At 54.8% G+C, this 16931-nt stretch carries 13 protein-coding genes and 2 tRNA genes; 4 read left to right on the top strand and 11 right to left on the bottom strand.

Going from position 1 to position 16931, the window contains the following annotated elements:
- Positions 1 to 235: 235 nt before the first annotated feature.
- Positions 236 to 358 carry a hypothetical protein gene (locus CU103_RS32500; protein WP_280954601.1) on the top strand — a complete coding sequence of 41 codons (123 nt, stop codon included), beginning with the start codon at positions 236 to 238 and terminating at the stop codon, positions 356 to 358.
- Positions 359 to 842: 484 nt separating this feature from the next.
- On the opposite strand, the gene CU103_RS15795 is transcribed toward CU103_RS32500, so the two are convergent.
- The 5 genes from CU103_RS15795 to CU103_RS32495 all read right to left on the bottom strand — a co-directional run bounded on the left by CU103_RS15795 (position 843) and on the right by CU103_RS32495 (position 4888).
- Positions 843 to 1244, bottom strand: a complete 402-nt coding sequence (locus CU103_RS15795) for a nuclear transport factor 2 family protein (RefSeq protein WP_245448822.1) — start codon at positions 1242 to 1244, stop codon at positions 843 to 845.
- A gap of 117 nt (positions 1245 to 1361) precedes the next feature.
- The gene (locus CU103_RS15790) at positions 1362 to 2036 is read right to left on the bottom strand and encodes a hypothetical protein (protein WP_106664984.1); all 675 of its coding nucleotides are present in this window, start codon (positions 2034 to 2036) and stop codon (positions 1362 to 1364) included.
- Positions 2029 to 3189, bottom strand: a complete 1161-nt coding sequence (locus CU103_RS15785; protein ID WP_106664983.1) for a phage tail tip lysozyme — start codon at positions 3187 to 3189, stop codon at positions 2029 to 2031. The genes CU103_RS15790 and CU103_RS15785 overlap by 8 nt, the downstream gene beginning before the upstream one ends.
- A gap of 107 nt (positions 3190 to 3296) precedes the next feature.
- Positions 3297 to 4745: a hypothetical protein gene (locus tag CU103_RS15780; protein WP_106664982.1), complete on the bottom strand. Its 1449-nt coding sequence runs from the start codon at positions 4743 to 4745 to the stop codon at positions 3297 to 3299.
- 14 nt (positions 4746 to 4759) lie between these two features.
- Positions 4760 to 4888, bottom strand: a complete 129-nt coding sequence (locus CU103_RS32495) for a hypothetical protein (protein WP_280954600.1) — start codon at positions 4886 to 4888, stop codon at positions 4760 to 4762.
- Between the two features lie 1331 nt (positions 4889 to 6219).
- Here CU103_RS32495 and CU103_RS15770 point away from each other — a divergent pair.
- The gene (locus tag CU103_RS15770; RefSeq protein ID WP_210203766.1) at positions 6220 to 8352 is read left to right on the top strand and encodes an adenylate/guanylate cyclase domain-containing protein; all 2133 of its coding nucleotides are present in this window, start codon (positions 6220 to 6222) and stop codon (positions 8350 to 8352) included.
- Positions 8353 to 8761: 409 nt separating this feature from the next.
- Here the strand turns inward: CU103_RS15770 and CU103_RS32780 are convergent, their stop codons facing one another.
- The 4 genes from CU103_RS32780 to CU103_RS15755 form a co-directional block, all read right to left on the bottom strand.
- A complete protein-coding gene (locus CU103_RS32780) occupies positions 8762 to 9007 on the bottom strand; it encodes a TackOD1 domain-containing metal-binding protein (RefSeq protein WP_425350608.1) in 246 nt (81 codons plus the stop codon).
- Between the two features lie 13 nt (positions 9008 to 9020).
- A complete protein-coding gene (locus CU103_RS15765; RefSeq protein WP_106664979.1) occupies positions 9021 to 10076 on the bottom strand; it encodes an HlyD family secretion protein in 1056 nt (351 codons plus the stop codon).
- A gap of 2 nt (positions 10077 to 10078) precedes the next feature.
- Positions 10079 to 11335: a glycosyltransferase family 2 protein gene (locus tag CU103_RS15760; RefSeq protein ID WP_106664978.1), complete on the bottom strand. Its 1257-nt coding sequence runs from the start codon at positions 11333 to 11335 to the stop codon at positions 10079 to 10081.
- Between the two features lie 237 nt (positions 11336 to 11572).
- Positions 11573 to 11649: transfer RNA gene (locus CU103_RS15755), tRNA-Asp, on the bottom strand.
- Positions 11650 to 11836: 187 nt separating this feature from the next.
- Between CU103_RS15755 and CU103_RS15750 the strand changes: the two genes are divergently transcribed.
- Together CU103_RS15750 and CU103_RS15745 are read left to right on the top strand one after the other, a co-directional pair.
- A tRNA-Val gene (locus CU103_RS15750) sits at positions 11837 to 11912 on the top strand.
- Between the two features lie 140 nt (positions 11913 to 12052).
- On the top strand, positions 12053 to 12655 hold the full coding sequence (locus tag CU103_RS15745; protein ID WP_146147808.1) for a HupE/UreJ family protein: 603 nt from the start codon (positions 12053 to 12055) through the stop codon (positions 12653 to 12655).
- A 68-nt stretch (positions 12656 to 12723) separates the two neighbouring features.
- Here the strand turns inward: CU103_RS15745 and lon are convergent, their stop codons facing one another.
- Together lon and clpX are read right to left on the bottom strand one after the other, a co-directional pair.
- Entirely contained in the window at positions 12724 to 15141 is a 2418-nt protein-coding gene (lon, locus tag CU103_RS15740; RefSeq protein WP_106664976.1) for an endopeptidase La, read from the bottom strand.
- 477 nt (positions 15142 to 15618) lie between these two features.
- Positions 15619 to 16893, bottom strand: a complete 1275-nt coding sequence (gene clpX / locus CU103_RS15735) for an ATP-dependent Clp protease ATP-binding subunit ClpX (RefSeq protein ID WP_106664975.1) — start codon at positions 16891 to 16893, stop codon at positions 15619 to 15621.
- Positions 16894 to 16931: the final 38 nt, after the last annotated feature.

Here is a 16931-nt window from a genome sequence, read left to right as displayed (position 1 = left end):
CACGCTCCTTCACCAGCTTCACCGCTTCAAGCTTGTATTCGCGGCTGAACTTTCGTCTTTGCATTCATACTCTCCGGTTTCACGCAGAACACCTTAACTCAGTGTCTATGAAACCGGCAGCAGGCCATACCGAGCCTCTTTTTTTAAAGCCCAGCCAGGAGTCGGTGTTGTGCACTAGGCGCAACGCAATGATGTCGCTTAGCCAAAAGGCTTTGGGAATTGGGGGACAGCGTAGATGCGAGACGACTTAAACGACAATAGTGGCGGGCCAACGAATGACTGGTCCTTTCTCATCTACGGCGTTGTGTTTTTGGTAGGCGTGGCTATCGCTTTGGGTGTCGGGTCGTTCTTCAGCTGACATGCAATTCACCGCCGGGTCTCGATCAACTCATCAACCGAAATCATAAGACATCAGGTTTTCGTCGGCGGTCGAGTCGGAGCGTGATTGACCAATTGCACCGAAGGGATCATTGTAGCCGTTCCTTTCCCAAAAGGCGCAGAGAGGCTCGACGGTCTGCCACTGTCATCGGTTGCACTTCGCCGGGCCTCACCTGTGAAGTAAACCATTCGACAAATGCACGGTGCCAAGTCCCCCACATGATCTCCAAGATCGGTGGTTCGGGCTTTTTTAACCACCGGAACTTTATCCACCTACACGTGTTGCCCGGAAACTGGTATCCGTCATCAGTGAAGTCTCACCGTGATTACTGGCGAGTAGGTACGGCGAAACTTCGAGGCTTGGTCCGTTGCTCTAAATCGGGCCAAGCCTCAATTTCTCAGAAAAGTACATCCTCCAACGAATTTTGATAAGATCACACACCTCGAACCTAAAACCCAAAACGCTAGTTGATGGGGTTTTGGCGGAAAAGTTCGCCAACCAGCCAACTGTCCAGATATGCTCGCACTTCCACGATCCGGTTACCGGTGAAGCGGCAAACCCAACAGTAGCGGTTGTCGAACCGCATGCCATTCTGCGCCCTGGCCATTGAGCGCAGCTCGACAATAGCCCAATCGCCGTCCATCAGCACGTTCTCCACGGTGAGCTCTGTGCCTCTGGGTAGGACCTTGCCGAGTTTGGTAAACGTCCCGGCCAGAAAGTCTTGTTTTGATTTGTAGTGACCCGCAAGGGGATGCGTCCCCTCGACCGTCCAGTCAACATCGTCCGCGACCTGCTCGAAAAATTTCGCACCATCACCGTGTTCCAAATGGGCGAACAGCGCCGTCACTTCCTGCTTGTTCATCATGGTACCCTCCCCTCAGCAAGATTGCGGCAATGGCGTGGCCGTCGCAAAACATTAACATCGGTGACAAATCCATACGGACAAATTTGGCGGCTTATATTAGCAGCATACATAAACAATCTATGAAAGAGGTCCGAACCAAATCTCGAAGTGATATGGCCGTATACTCTCAGAATTTCCGTAACGGTCGCTCAAATCCACAAGCGCAGAGGAAATGCCTACACCGGCAAGGAAAGTAACAAGCTTGCTGCCGAAGTCGTTGCATTCTGCTGTCTTAAAGCAGCGAACCTCTGTTCTTGTCCGGGCCTGCTTGACGAATTGGATCCCCGGTACGACAACTGACTGAGAGTTAAAGGTCGGGCCGTGATTCTGGAGCAGATCCTCCGTCTGCTTGGCGCGAGCCCGATCCGCTTCGCGGCTGATCTGAAAATACACCCTGACTGGTAGTGTGGCCAAAACCTGGGTAAGTTTCTTTGCTACGACCCGGTTTGAAGAGGCAATCTCAGTTGCACCGTTGTTTGCGGTGTCGCGCAGTTGTGGATCGCCGTTGGAATTGGCGGAAGCGACAATGGAAGTATACAAATCCGGTGGGATTCGACCCGATTTCATATAAGTTCCGGCCAACACCACACCCGCCATCGCCGTTCGTGGTTCTTGCGCAAACGCAAGATCAACGACCAGTTTGGCATCGTCATTCTGTTGCCTGAAGGCTCCGAACTGATAGCTTGTGTAGGCGGCTATCAGGGCGAGAGCTACTTTGAAAAGAATATCGACGGTTGATACCAATCTATCCATGGAACGCCTCCCGATATGCCTTGAGAGCGCGATTGGCCCATAGAAGTCGTCCTGCTAGGTTGGGAACTCCCGGCCGCTCAAATTTCTGCATGAAGGCTTTTACCGATTCCTCCAAACTCTTGGCTCTTTTTAACTGCGCGAGCGCGGCGGCTTCCGACGACCCCAACTCCTTGCTGAGGAAGCCATAGTTGGCCGCGTCGGAACGGAAATCAAGGCCATGCTCCATCGCATACTTCTCAAATGCCCTGCGCCGTGGACCGGTCCATTGGCACCATCCCCAACCGCCACGGGGCGGTTTTGTGCCGCGTTCCTGAAACTGCCGGAAGCCGTCGCACTCAAGGCCGATATTTCCCAATATGCCGCAGGCCTGATTTTCAGTCAGCCCGAAATCAGTAATCAACCCACGCGCGATATGGGGAGCCTTCATTTCGAACGTAGCACCCGAGGATCCGCCCGACGGCCTTTCATCGGACAAAACTGGCGGGGGTGCTGCTTCAGGTGGGGAAACGCGTTCTTCTATTCGCTTCGCTGCCTGTTCCGTGACAAGCGCCTTGTTGACAATATCTTTGTCCTTGGAGCCAACGGAGGAGCCGAAATGGAAGCCGATCACAGTAGCAAACGCAGCAGACATGGCACCGAGAGCGATGTTGAAGACTTGGTTCTCATTCAAGTCCAAATTGGGGTCCATGAGGCGGTAGACAAAGAAAAGAAAGCCAATCGTAATAACCAGAGAAAGCGTCGGGTTTATCCATGCGCCGGCACCTCCCGCTTTTGACATGTCCGCGTAGAAGGTTCTGGCATCGCCTGTACTCTTCAGTTCCTCCCGGAACCGGTTCAATGCATCTTCACGTTCGCGAGCAGCTTCTGCAATGTTCTCTTTCAGAACATCGAGTTCAACTTGCCGCTTCTGTTCGTCGGCGCGATTTTGTTCTTTCGTTGCTTCCAAGGCAATGTCAGCCAGCCGCTTCTGTAAGTCCGCCTTCACAACAGGATCTGTTTCCAGCTTCTTCTGGGCTGCCTTGTCGTCTTCGGTATGTGTCACGTCTTTAACTGCATTTGTGATTCTTCCGGCAAACGTTCCAGCCTCATCTCCGGCAATCAGCCGGACCAGGTCCGGAAATAGCCCGAAGGCTACTAAAAGTAACGGATTCATCTCTTTGCCCCCCAGCTCCGAAAGTTGTTGTTCTTCTTCTTTCTCTTGCTACCGTTGCATCCATCACGATGACAAAAATGAAAATAATTCCACAAATTCAAATGGATCTAAGCCACTCGCTTTGCTTTGCTAAGCCCGTACCTGGCGTATGCTTCGACTGCGACAAAAGAAATGCTCGCAACTATGACGTTCATCGTCACGACACAGATCATGAAGTCTGGCGAGAAGCCGTTGAACTGGAATTTCAACCGTGCGAATGCGTAGAATGATGAAACCAGAATGGTCGATAGGACGAGAGCCAACCACGCAAATAGTTTGCTATTTAATATTCCTGGCTTGCCAGAGTTCTCAAGAAACATCAATATTATTACGCATATGAAGCACGATATTAACGAATGAAGGATGTTAAACGGCAATCTTCTAACAAAAAAACTTAATACATCTCCATCCGATACTTTCGAAAAGTAACCGTAATCGAATAGTGCTTGCAGATAATCATACACAACAACAAGTACAATCACCGATATTATGAGTTCTGGATACCGTTCGAACTTCTGGCTGCGCGAATTGCTTTTCATCATTAGCATCAGCCCGATCGCACAGAAGATAGGAATTGAGTGAGCCAGCAAGTACTGACCGGACGTAGCAAGGTCCGCTGGCCAGTAGATTGCGCTCGCAGAGCCAATGGTACTCTCTACAATGGGCTTGCTCATTGGAACCGCGAACCATAGCAATGTAAGGCAAACGATAAAAACCAGGGCACTCAGAGCCAGATTGCGATAGGGATAGCGGGGTCCTGGAATTGGAACGTCTAGGTCCGCCGCCAGTTCGTCGAGCGCCTTTCCACCAGTCTCTCGAACAGCAGCAATCGCCGCTGCGTATACAAGTTGCTCGATGATATGCTGTAGTTCTCTGGTCGAGCCACTTTTGATATCATCAAGAACGTCAGTCTCGTCCAGCTTCATCCTCCTGATCTGATACTCGTAAAAAACCAAATCAGCATATTTGTCTATCTTTGCTTTCCAGCGGGCGCTCAAAAGCTGCCTGATCACCATGTACAATTGTTCTTTGTTGTCTTCGGTCTTGGCGATAATTTCTTCGGAGAACGTTGCGGCGGTATCAATGACTTTCCGCGGAACGCCAATCCAGAAGTGAAAAAAGTTCTTCTGAAAATCGCCCAGAGCCGCAAACCCTGGTATCGCGGATTGCGTCAAACCCATGAATGCAGCAGCAATGTAAAGTGGATATGGGACCTTGTTGACAAAATCAGCTGTGTTTACAGGTGATTTTGTAACCTCGAACCACCCTCGAAGAACAGTCGGGGAAGCGGCACAGAGGAGTGTGTAGCCAACGAAGGTTGCAAGAAGAAACACAATCAGACTGCTGACATAAGCATTCTTTCCAGCGAAATCACTGGCACGGAGATTGGGTATGACTGATGAACGCTCCGTAACCGAAGGGTCTACCAGGTTTAGTTCTCGAAATTTCCCGCACTGATAAGCAGATAACACTACGAGTCCGAACCAGAATTCGGTCGAGTTAAAGAGAGCGAACATGACAAGTCACTCCCTCATTTAGGACAATTACCAGCAGGACATTCCTGCGCATACGCAACAGAAAATTGTGGCAGTACTATTGCAACTGATATTGCTAATGCTACTATGCCATACACTCCAATACTTTTAATTTTCTTACGCATGGAACTTGCCCCCTATAGTTAACTGAACATCATACCATTTTTATTCTTTCAAAAAATAGACCTATACGGGTTACTCCAATTGGAGTAGCCAAGTTTTGTTTGGTGACATGTCGGTCGCGTAGCATAATATTTGCGCGACTAAGTACGTTAGAAGTCACACTGCATAAGTCTGGGGGCCGTAATAAAAGACAAACCCAAAAAAGGTCGTAAATCCGACAAATCCATCACTCCCCAAAATACTCTCGAGGGGCATGCTAGGAAGAACAAAAGGGCTGAGAGTGCACGAATAGATGTAGCGAGCAGCTATGTCGTGGGGATTGACCAGGCGGATATCGCGTCTTTGTCCTGTCTGCGCCATGCAAGCCGCTTGTTGGGGCAGCACCCAGCTTTCTGGGGCAGGTACTTTAAAGGCCCCGGCAACACGTCAAGGATACAATACCAAGCCAGGGCGGAGAATAGCTTCTTCTACTCCAACTATATTCGCGTCCTTCCGATCGCTCGTCAGACCAATGAAGTTTCAGGAACTGAACGAGAGGGATTTATGGCTGGGCAACGAAATGCTGCAGCGATTCTTGCAGCGTTTGGTGCCATGCATTTGTCGAATATGTCAGATGGCATATGCGTGTTTCTCGATGTCGAGAATAATCCGACGCTTTCCAAAGAATACTACACTGGCTGGGCTGCGGGTCTCGTCCTTGGCGGGCAGTCAAGCATGATCGATTTCGGAGATGAGATCAGATTGCTCCGAATAGATCCAAACACGCACGTGAGGTTTCTACCATGTGTTTACGCTCATCATAATGCCCGAGCCACCTGGCGGGCGCTTGGAAAAGCGATTGATGACGGCGCTGAGTGTTACGGTTCTTGGGTTGTATACATGGATGCTGATCGGTTTCCGATATGGCCTTGGCGAGCTGAATTTACTTCACCTGAAATGCCTCCTACGGTACCTGTCGTGGCCTGTCAGAGAATATTAGACCATGTTGAAGACGGCCAATCGATAGATTTCAATTTGGCAAATCCAAGCCATCACAGCTGGCTATTGCCGCGGCTCGTATTGCCCGCACCCTAGAGCATGCGGCCAGGTACGGATCGGCAACTGTCAAGCCTGATGTCAGGAATCCAAAATGGACGTTGGCGGCCGACTGATGTCAAAATGACCCCTGCGCCGGCCCGAAGATTGCGCTACCCCTCCGTCTGCGAATGCAGTAGCATCCGTCATACGTTCTGGATTGAACGGTCTTCAACAGCGGGGGTTGTGCGGACGTTCGGATCATCATCATCATCGGCGATATCTGCCCGGCACTTGCGCTATCGGCCAGAGTTGATTCATGTCTTCGGCTGATTTGAGTGACTCATCCCGCCCCCCGCGCTGGGGCTTGGCGGCAAAGCTGTTTACAACCCTCGTCCTGCTTGGCGCGATCGCGGTCCTTGTGACCGGAGTGCTCGGTTACTTTCGCGCACGCGACGCCCTCGAAAAAGCAGTCTTCGACCAGCTCACGTCCGCCCGTCAGACCAAGGCGCGTCAGGTTGAAACCTATTTTCGCACGATCCATGCCGAGTTGCGCCTCCTTGCCACCTCCAAGATGGTGGTCGATGCAACGCGCGAATTCCGGATCGCAGTCGATCAGATCGACCGGGCAGGCGCGTCACCCGAATTGCGGCAGAAGGTCAGCAACTGGTATGCTGAGAACTTTATCCCCGGAATGACGCGTATTCTTGGTAAGGAGGCTGCTCTGGCCGATTACCTGCCAGTCGGTGGCGCGCCCTACTATCTGCAGTATCACTACATCGTCGCCAATCCCAATCCGGCCGAGCGGCGAAAGCTCCTCGACGACGCGGGCGACGGAAGCGACTACAGCAGGCTGCACGCCGTGTACCATCCACTGATGCGCACCGCAGCCGCAACGGTCGGTTTCTTCGACTTCATGGTGGCCGACGCCAAATCAGGTCGCCTGATCTACACAGTCGAAAAAGAAGTCGATTTCACTACGTCCCTCCAAGTCGGTCCCTACCGCGGCTCCAATGTCGCCGCCGCCGTTGCCCGTTGCGCCCTTACCCCCGACCGCTCGGCCGTGTGCCTTGAGGACTTCGCCTCTTACTCCCCATCCGGCGGCGCACCAATCGCTTTCATGGGGGCACCGGTGATCGACGAGGGCGCCGTCATCGGCGTGCTGATCGCGCAACTGTCGAACGAGGAGATCGACAATGTCGTCACCGGTGGCCGCCGCTGGCAGCAGGAAGGGTTCGGCGGCACGGGTGAAGCCTATCTCGTCGGTCCCGATTATCTGGTGCGCTCTGGCCCGCGGGCCTACTACGAGAATCGGGATAACTACTTCGCTGAGCTCAAATCCGTCGGTGCCTCGGACGATGAGATCTCCGCCATCGGGCGTTACGGGACGCCAGTGCTGCATCAGCGCATAGACACCAAGGCTACCCGTGCCGCGCTTGCCGGTGTCGAGGGCACAGGCGAGATCATCGGCTACCGTGGCGTCCCAACGCTCGCTTCCTGGGGACCGCTGGCGATTCCTGGCGTCAAGTGGGCCCTCGTCGCGAAGATCGACAGCGCCGAGGCCTTCGCACCGATCGACCGGCTCCGCCGGGATCTGCTGCTCGTCGGCGGCTTGGCGCTGCTGGTCATAGCCGCCACTGCCGCGTGGCTGTCGCGCGCGCTGCTCGGACCGCTGCGCGAGCTCACTGCCGGAGTAAAACGCTTCGCTGCTGGTGACTACGGGACCAGCGTGCCGGTCCGCACGCGCGACGAGATTGGCCAGCTCTGCTTGGCCTTCAACGGCATGGTCGAGGATCTCAGTCAGAAGAATCTCATGATCGAGAACAAAAACCGCGAGAACGAAGAGCTTCTGCTCAACGTGCTGCCGGCACCGATCGCAAATCGGCTGCGCGGCGGCGAGGAGGCAATCGCAGACGGCTTTGCCGAGGTAACGGTCGCCTTCGCAGACTTGGTCGGCTTTACGGCGCTGACATCGGAGATGCCACCACACGAGGTCGTGACGTTTCTGAACGGACTGTTCACGCGCTTCGATATCGCCGCCAATGATCTCGGAATCGAAAAGATCAAGACGGTGGGCGACGCCTATATGGCGGTGTGTGGCCTGCCCGAGCCGGTAGCCAACCACGCCGAGCGTATGGTCCGCATGGCAATACGTATGGTCCACATTACCCGCGAGCACGCCATGGAGCATGACGTCTCGATGAAGCTCCGGGTTGGCATCAACAGCGGCCCGGTGGTGGCCGGCGTCATCGGCAAGAGCAAATACATCTACGATCTATGGGGCGACACAGTGAACCTCGCGAGCCGGATGGAATCAGGTGGAATCCCCGACTCCATTCAGGTGACACGCCCGGTCTACGACCAGCTTAAGGGTCAGTTCGTCTTCGAGACCCGCGGCGCTATCGAAGTCAAAGGCAAGGGGAAAGTGGAGGCCTGGCTCTTGAGATTGTAGAGCCGTGACACCTCCTATCCCAATTGTCCCTCCGCCTATCCGCCCTCATCGACTTTCGCCGCGGGCGCGACCAGGCCGCATTCGCCGCCTTGCGCTTCGACATCGCGGACGAGGCCCCTCTGAATTGACGAGCACAGCCGTCAGGTCTTGCGCCGGATTGGCATTGTGACTGCGACACCGCCGAACGGAGCAAAAGGGTTCCTCTCGGTGACCAAAATCGATCGACCAGGAGAGGACCACTTTCTGTGTTTCGCACTCTCCTCTCCCTTGCGATGGGTGCGAGCTGCACGGGTGTCATCGAACTGCAAATCTGGATCGAAAGTCCGGTGCTCGCCCTATGCCAAAGATCGGAAGGCGACGGCTGACGCCGGTAGAATTGCTTTTTGTCGTCGCGCGTTCGGGCAGTCCGTCAAGGTGGCAGAATTCGTTCGCTTCCGCACTGCCCACACAGCACGCTCGTTCCCACCACTTCCCAATCTTCCCCGCGGGCCACCAATCCCCGCATGCATTTGGGGCAGTGCTTTCGTTCTGAATTCCGCCCGAAATCGTATTCGGGTCCCACATAGGCACAAATCATGTGGTGGACGATCACATGCCGTTCCAGCTCAGTGGAATTGCATGCAGGGCACCGTTCAATGAAAGACCGGTCATTCATCGTCATTACCCTGTCAGTTAAAATTGAACAGCCTTACGAGGGCCCAAGCGATATGATCGGTGAATTCCGAATAAAACATGTGAACATGCACGGTTGCGTTCAGCGTTGGTGGCAACACCCCAGGGTCAAATCGAATGCGGCCGATTTGTCCAGCCGACGGCTCGCGCAAGATCGAACTGCGCCGGGATTCGAGCTGGTCGGAGATCGGAAGAATCTCACTGATCGTACCTGGTAGCCGCGTGCGACCGTACACGACGATGACACGCTGGCCGGGACGTGGGTCGACCAGCCGAAAGTTGGGGATGTACCAATCGACGAACGTGTCGCCATCAAGAAAAATCTCCGCTATCGAGGAGCCGGCCAACATCGTCTCACCGGCGTAACTTGTACGTGGCGCAATGATGCCCCTTGCTGGCGACAAAATGCGCCCGCCATCGAATTCGCTTTTGACCGCATCGAATTGTCCGCGGATTTCCCGTCGAACCGCCTCAAGTCGTACCAGCTGTGCCGCCGCCTCCTCAGCCTCAGCCTCAAGTGCCAACAGGCTTTGGACGGCCACTGCGCGCTCCCGGTACACATCGGCGCGATAAATCAGGCCAAAATCCTCTGCACTATTTGCTTTTTCCAAACGTTGGAGCGTGTCATCAGCCATGCGGAATCGCGACCGGGCAGCGTCGATCGAATCGCGTGCGACGCGCGCCTTGACCCGCAGTTCGGCCTCACTGCCCGTGATCTCCGCAAGCGCCAGCAGAAGGTCTGAGGAGGTTTGATTGACTTGGGGCGAGCTCACCATGGCGATCAGCGTGCCTGCCTCAACTTTGGTACCGGGCCGCACATCCATACGCTCCACCCGTACCACATATGGCGAGGAAATCACCGAGCGCTGGGCGGTGACCACACCCGGCCCATTGAGTAAGACGAGCGGCGCACCAAATCGGACGACAAAGAACCCAAGTATCCCGAACACGAGGGCGGCATAGACGAATCGGACAATTCTTCCCGCACCAGCCCGGCGGCTTTCGACCGGGTCGGGTACGTTCACGCCGAGGCGATGTACCTCGCGATTCATGGTCAAATCTCCCGCGGCGACGCGGTCGCCAGCGCTCGTCGGACGCGAGGCGGCACGTAATCATCTTGACGCGAGGCTGAAAATAGCAGTTCCGAAGAGAATGCCCAAAAGCGCACACCTTTCATCAACATGCCTTGGTAAACTGGAAAGATCGGAGCGACCAGCACGCTGAACAGTCTCGGTCGCTGGCTAAACAGGAGGCCGGTAAGCGCAAGATTGAATAAGCCCAGTACCATAAGAAGTAGACTCACTCCCGCAAGAAATTTCGGCGTGTCCGGACCGAACACAAGGACGCAATAGGCGAGATAGAATGGCAGAGAAAGCGTCGGAACGACATCGAAGACAATGAAGTCAAGTCGCTGAAGTGTGTCCGCGAGCCCTTCCGACCTGAAGGGCCAGCACTCGCGATACTGGATGAGACGGACCCTCAGGGCATCACGGTCCCACCGCAGTCGCTGGCGGGCCAGAGCGATGAATGTTTCAGGCGCCATCGTTGATGCCCATGCATCTGGCACGAAACCAACATGATGACCGAACCGCCGCAATCGCAACGTGATTTCGAGATCCTCCCCCGGTCCTACATCGAGCCCACCGCGATCGAGGAAGACATCGCGTCTATAGAGCGAGCAGGCACCGGAGCAACAGGAGATTGCACCGATCTGCGCGAGAAAGGATTTTCCGGCACTTATGGACATCAGGTATTCGAGTGCCTGCAATTCTGTCCAGATAGTAGCGCTCTCGTTCCTGACACCTATGTTGCAGCTCACCGCAGCTAGACGTGGATCAATAAACGCCGCCGACATGCGTTCGAGCGCGGTGGAGGAAAACACCGTGTCCGGATCAACGGTCAGGATCAGATCCCCACGGGCAAAACGCGCTGCGACGTTGACGCCCGGACTGCGGCCGCAGCGGCTGGGATTGTGAATGACAAGATCGACCATGCCCTCGGCGAGCGCCTGTTCGGCTATTGCGGGTGTTTGATCCAGCGAGCCATCGTTTATGACTATTATTTCGTAAGGCGGTAATGACTGATTGTGAAGCGACGCAATTGTCTGGCGAAGACCACCGGCACCGTTGAACGTGGGAATCGCGACACTGATGCGCAAGTCGGGCTTGGCTGCGCGTGGCCGACTTCTGCCGGCTACCAGAACGGCAAGAGAGACAAGCGAAATGGTGTAGCGGGGTATTTCAAAAATGAGAACGGAAAAAGCCAACAGCACCCAATCGGAGTGCCATAAGAGGAGAAGGATCCCGTACACGTTCCGCGCCTCTTTCTCTTGTTCGAGATGTTGACGACGTAGGATTTCGACGTGATCCAGAAACAAGCAAATGGCAACAAACTTGGGAAGTACGTTACAGTAAATGTGACTGCGGAATGTCCACGTGGGGCGCCGTGCTAAGCGGCACACAGTGATTTGGCGGCTGTCCGAGCTGCCGATGTGCGGGCCGCCACTTTTCTCAGAAGCAATACCTATTTGATTTACTTGAGAGAAAAGTGGCGCGAGTGACGGGGCTCGAACCCGCGACCTCCGGCGTGACAGGCCGGCACTCTAACCAACTGAGCTACACCCGCGCACTTTCTTACCGAACAATTTGTCCGGCGTGAGCGGTCGTTTAAGGCGTTCGAAGGAGAGTGTCAAGCACAACCGAGCATGAAAAATGCGATTGTGAAAAACTCTTCAAACAAATCACAAAAGTGTCGCATCCCTCTTGCCAACAGCGTTCTAAACGCATAAACGCTCCCCACGCACCCTTGCGAAGGGCGATTAGCTCAGTTGGTAGAGCGCTTCGTTTACACCGAAGATGTCGGGAGTTCGAGTCTCTCATCGCCCACCATTCCATTCATTTCTGCTGGCAAACGTTGGTTCGCATCCTTATTGAGCAGGCGCAGCATTTTGCTCTTTCGCGGGCGCGGTTTCTACGGCAACAATGGTATCAGCACTCCTTCCAAGAACGCTGAACCATGGGAACCCCAGATGCCACTGAACCGCACCTTACGAACTGCCCTCGTCCTCGCAGCCACGCTTTATCCTGCACTCGCCTACGCCCATGTCGGCGTTGGCGAAACCAGCGGGTTCGCTCATGGCTTCACCCACCCCATTTCCGGCCTTGATCACGTGCTGGCGATGATTCTGGTTGGCGTGTTCGCTTTCCAGCTTGGCGGACGGGCGCTATGGCTCGTTCCACTCAGCTTTGTCGGCATGATGGCCGCTGGTGGCATCATGAGCATGAATGGCATTCATGTGCCGCTTATTGAGCTTGGGATTGCCCTCTCCGTCATCGTACTTGGCACAGCGGTCGCATTTGAGGTGAAGGCACCCGTGGCCATTGCCGCTGGTCTGGCCGGATTGTTTGCAATCTTCCACGGCTACGCACACGTCGCGGAAATGCCCGGCGGCGCGGGGGGCTTGGAGTATGCAGGTGGCTTCATGCTTTCCACGGCGCTGCTCCACGTTGCCGGCATCGGCCTCGGACAGGTCGTGGGCAGAAACAGCCAACAGGCAGGCTCATACGCCTTGCGCGTCATCGGCAGTGTTTTTGCGCTTGCTGGTGTCGGAATTCTCAGCGGCGCGCTCTGAGCACCGCCCACGACCCGCGTATCAAAAAGGCCGGGCAATATCTTGCCCGGCCTTTTCTTTGTTAGCTGTTAGTGAGCGATCTGCGCTGCCGCGTCGTCCTCGACAGCAGCTGGCACATGGGCCGGCTCGGTCCATTCGATCGGCTCCGGCTGGCGTATCAATGCGTGCTTGAGCACCTCATTGGCATGCGAGACCGGAATGATCTCAAGCCCGTTCTTCACATTGTCCGGAATCTCCACCAGATCCTTGGCGTTTTCTTCCGGGATCAGAACCGTCTTGATACCACCGCGCAAAGCGGCGAGCAGCTTTTCCTTCAGACCACCGATCGGCAACACCCTGCCCCGCAGCGTGATCTCGCCGGTCATGGCGATATCCTTGCGAACCGGAATGCCCGTCAGTATCGAGACGATGGCTGTAACCATCGCTATACCCGCCGACGGACCATCCTTCGGTGTTGCACCTTCCGGCACGTGGACGTGAATGTCACGCCGATCGAACAGCGGTGGCTCGACACCAAAATCGATAGCCCGTGAGCGGACATAAGATGCCGCCGCGGAAATCGATTCCTTCATCACGTCGCGCAGGTTGCCTGTCACTGTCATGCGGCCCTTGCCAGGCATCATGACGCCTTCAATAGTCAGCAATTCGCCGCCCACTTCAGTCCAGGCGAGACCCGTGACCACACCAACCTGATCTTCACCATCGATCTGGCCAAACCGGAACTTCTCAACACCGAGATATTCATCGATGTTCGATTCCGTAACCTTTACCGACTTCTTCTTGGTCTTCATGATTTCGGTAACGGCCTTGCGGGCCAACTTCATCAATTCACGCTCAAGATTACGGACACCGGCTTCCCGCGTGTAATTGCGGATGATGGCGCGGATGGCGCTCTCAGAGACCGAAAACTCCTTCGGCTGCAATGCATGATCACGGATAGCCTTCGGCAAAAGGTGCCGCTTGGCGATCTCCAGCTTCTCATCTTCGGTGTAACCGGCAATCCGGATGATCTCCATACGATCCATCAATGGACCCGGGATATTCAGCGTATTGGCGGTCGTTACGAACATTACATTCGAAAGGTCGTACTCAACCTCGAGATAATGATCCATGAACGTTGAGTTCTGTTCCGGATCAAGCACCTCGAGCAAAGCCGATGACGGGTCACCGCGGAAATCCTGGCCCATCTTGTCGATTTCATCGAGCAGGAAGAGCGGGTTGGACTTTTTCGCCTTCTTCATCGACTGAATGACCTTGCCGGGCATCGAGCCAATGTACGTGCGGCGGTGCCCCCGAATTTCGGCCTCATCGCGCACGCCGCCAAGCGACATGCGGATATATTCGCGGCCGGTAGCCTTGGCGATCGAGCGGGCGAGCGACGTCTTGCCAACGCCGGGAGGGCCAACGAGGCAGAGGATCGGGCCCTTGATCTTGGTCGAACGGGCCTGCACTGCCAAGTATTCTACAATGCGGTCCTTGACCTTATCCAGGCCATAATGTTCGGCATCGAGAATTTCGTCGGCGAGATTGAGGTCGTTCTTGATCTTCGACTTCTTACCCCATGGGATGGTCAGCAGCCAGTCGAGGTAATTGCGAACGACAGTCGCCTCGGCGGACATCGGGCTCATCTGCCGCAGCTTCTTCAGCTCGGCATTGGCCTTTTCGCGCGCTTCCTTCGACAGTTTTGTCTTCTTGATCCGGTCTTCCAGTTCCGCGGCCTCATCGCGGCCATCTTCACCGTCGCCGAGTTCCTTCTGGATCGCCTTCATCTGTTCATTCAGATAGTATTCGCGTTGGGTCTTCTCCATCTGGCGCTTGACGCGCGAGCGGATACGCTTTTCGACCTGCAGAACGGAAATTTCTGATTCCATGAACGACATTGCCTTCTCCAGCCGTGCACGCACGGAAAGGATAGACAGCATGTCCTGCTTTTCAGGAATCTTGATCGCGAGATGTGAGGCGACCGTATCAGCCAGCTTCGAGTAATCCTCGATCTGTCCGGCGGCACCAACGACCTCAGGCGATATCTTCTTGTTCAGTTTTACGTAGTTCTCAAAGTCCGACACGACCGAGCGGGCGAGCGCTTCGATTTCGACCGGATCCTCGTCCGGTTCGGCGAGCGTCACCGCATTCGCTTCGTGGTAATCCTCACGTTCGCTGAAGCTGGTGATTTCAGCGCGGGCGATACCCTCGACCAGGACCTTTACCGTGCCGTCAGGCAATTTCAGCAATTGCAGAACGTTGGCGATAGTTCCTACCGTGTAGATCGCATCGGCCTGCGGATCGTCGTCCGCAGCATTCTTCTGTGTGGCAAGCAGGATTTGCTTGTCGACGCCCATGACTTCCTCAAGCGCGCGAATGGATTTTTCGCGCCCGACGAAGAGTGGAACGATCATATGTGGGAAGACAACGATATCGCGCAACGGCAGAACGGCATAAAGCCCGCTCTCGCCACCCGCCAGTGTCTTCTTGCTTGCAACGGTCATTTCGTGTCCTTTCTCAGGCCATTTGGCCAGATCGCCACATCCGGGTACCCTTTGATTACATGATCTTCACCAAGACTGGATCCCCTTGTCAGGAGTACAACCCGGGTCTTTAGAACCATGCGTTGAGCGGCGTACTACCAGTTGTGCAGCTTAACCCTTACTTGGAGTGGCGGCCTGCTTGTTTCAAGCATCCCGGCTTCAAGCGTATTCACAGAATCGTAATCTATCCTGCTCCTGCAAAAGCCGGAGCGCAATCTTTTGCAACGCAACACACCTTTCGAACAGGCGATTTTTCGTGGAAATCATCGCACTGCCAATCAGTCGCGGCATTTCGAGACCCCACGTTTCCCTGTAAAATCCTGCACTACATCCGAACCCACGTAAATATTGTTTCGTGGCACAATTAAGATGCGGCGAAAAACAGAAAAGCTCCGCGTGATGCGGAGCTTTCCCTTCGGTCACAATATCTCCAATGCATCAGGCGGAAACATTGCCTTTTTCTTCTTTACGCTCAGCGTAGATGTAGAGAGGTCTCGAATTACCCTCGACCACATCCCCCGAGATCACGACTTCCTGCACGCCATCGAGAGTTGGCAGTTCATACATGGTGTCGAGAAGTATTTTCTCCATGATTGAACGCAATCCGCGTGCACCGGTCTTGCGGGCAATCGCCTTCTTTGCAATCGCCTTCAGTGCGTCCTCATGGAATGTCAGCTCGACGTTTTCCATATCGAACAGGCGCTGATACTGCTTGACCAAGGCATTCTTGGGCTCAGACAGGATCTGCACCAAAGCGACTTCATCCAGATCTTCCAGCGTTGCAATGACCGGAAGACGACCGACGAATTCCGGGATCAGACCGAATTTCAACAGATCTTCCGGCTCGAGCTCGCGGAAGATCGCACCAACGCGGCGATCGTCCGGCGCTTTGACTGCAGCGCTGAATCCGATCGACGTCTTCTCGCCGCGAGCCGAAATGATTTTGTCGAGACCCGCAAAAGCACCGCCGCAGATGAACAGTATGTTCGTTGTGTCCACCTGCAGGAATTCCTGCTGCGGATGCTTACGCCCGCCTTGCGGCGGCACGGAAGCAACAGTGCCTTCCATGATCTTCAGCAGCGCCTGCTGGACACCCTCGCCCGACACGTCCCGGGTAATCGAAGGATTGTCCGATTTGCGGCTGATCTTGTCCACTTCGTCGATGTAGACAATACCACGCTGCGCTCGTTCGACATTGTAGTCGGCCGACTGGAGCAGCTTCAGGATAATGTTTTCGACGTCCTCGCCAACATAGCCAGCCTCGGTGAGCGTCGTCGCATCAGCCATGGTAAACGGCACGTCGATAATGCGGGCAAGCGATTGTGCCAGATAGGTTTTGCCGCAACCGGTTGGGCCAACAAGGAGAATGTTGGATTTTGCCAGTTCGACTTCATTGTTTTTCGATGCGTGGGCCAACCGCTTGTAGTGGTTGTGCACCGCGACAGAGAGAACACGCTTGGCATGGCTCTGACCAATGACGTAGTCATCGAGAACAGCCATGATTTCCTGCGGCGTCGGGACGCCTTCACGGGATTTCACCATCGAGGACTTATTTTCCTCGCGGATGATGTCCATGCACAATTCGACGCACTCATCACAGATAAATACAGTCGGGCCCGCAATCAGCTTGCGAACTTCATGCTGGCTCTTCCCGCAAAACGAGCAATAAAGCGTATTCTTGGAATCGCCGCCGCCGTTGCTGACTTTGCTCATTGCAGTTTCCTTTCAATATCGGTCCCGCTCTCCCGGGT

Source organism: Phyllobacterium sophorae (assembly GCF_003010965.1).
GTDB lineage: Bacteria > Pseudomonadota > Alphaproteobacteria > Rhizobiales > Rhizobiaceae > Phyllobacterium > Phyllobacterium sophorae.
The sequence above is the reverse complement of the archived record's forward strand: the minus strand, read 5'-3'. Positions and strand labels throughout refer to the sequence as shown.

Excerpts from the sequence above, each read along its gene's own strand:
- CU103_RS15790 (WP_106664984.1), bottom strand. The coding sequence starts at position 2,036 with ATGGATAGATTGGTATCAACCGTCGATATTCTTTTCAAAGTAGCTCTC.
- CU103_RS32495 (WP_280954600.1), bottom strand. The coding sequence starts at position 4,888 with ATGCGTAAGAAAATTAAAAGTATTGGAGTGTATGGCATAGTAGCATTA.
- CU103_RS15795 (WP_245448822.1), bottom strand. The coding sequence starts at position 1,244 with ATGATGAACAAGCAGGAAGTGACGGCGCTGTTCGCCCATTTGGAACAC.
- clpX (WP_106664975.1), bottom strand. The coding sequence starts at position 16,893 with ATGAGCAAAGTCAGCAACGGCGGCGGCGATTCCAAGAATACGCTTTAT.
- CU103_RS32500 (WP_280954601.1), top strand. The coding sequence starts at position 236 with ATGCGAGACGACTTAAACGACAATAGTGGCGGGCCAACGAATGACTGG.
- CU103_RS15780 (WP_106664982.1), bottom strand. The coding sequence starts at position 4,745 with ATGTTCGCTCTCTTTAACTCGACCGAATTCTGGTTCGGACTCGTAGTG.
- CU103_RS15765 (WP_106664979.1), bottom strand. The coding sequence starts at position 10,076 with ATGAATCGCGAGGTACATCGCCTCGGCGTGAACGTACCCGACCCGGTC.
- CU103_RS15785 (WP_106664983.1), bottom strand. The coding sequence starts at position 3,189 with ATGAATCCGTTACTTTTAGTAGCCTTCGGGCTATTTCCGGACCTGGTC.
- CU103_RS15745 (WP_146147808.1), top strand. The coding sequence starts at position 12,053 with ATGCCACTGAACCGCACCTTACGAACTGCCCTCGTCCTCGCAGCCACG.
- lon (WP_106664976.1), bottom strand. The coding sequence starts at position 15,141 with ATGACCGTTGCAAGCAAGAAGACACTGGCGGGTGGCGAGAGCGGGCTT.
- CU103_RS32780 (WP_425350608.1), bottom strand. The coding sequence starts at position 9,007 with ATGAATGACCGGTCTTTCATTGAACGGTGCCCTGCATGCAATTCCACT.
- CU103_RS15770 (WP_210203766.1), top strand. The coding sequence starts at position 6,220 with ATGTCTTCGGCTGATTTGAGTGACTCATCCCGCCCCCCGCGCTGGGGC.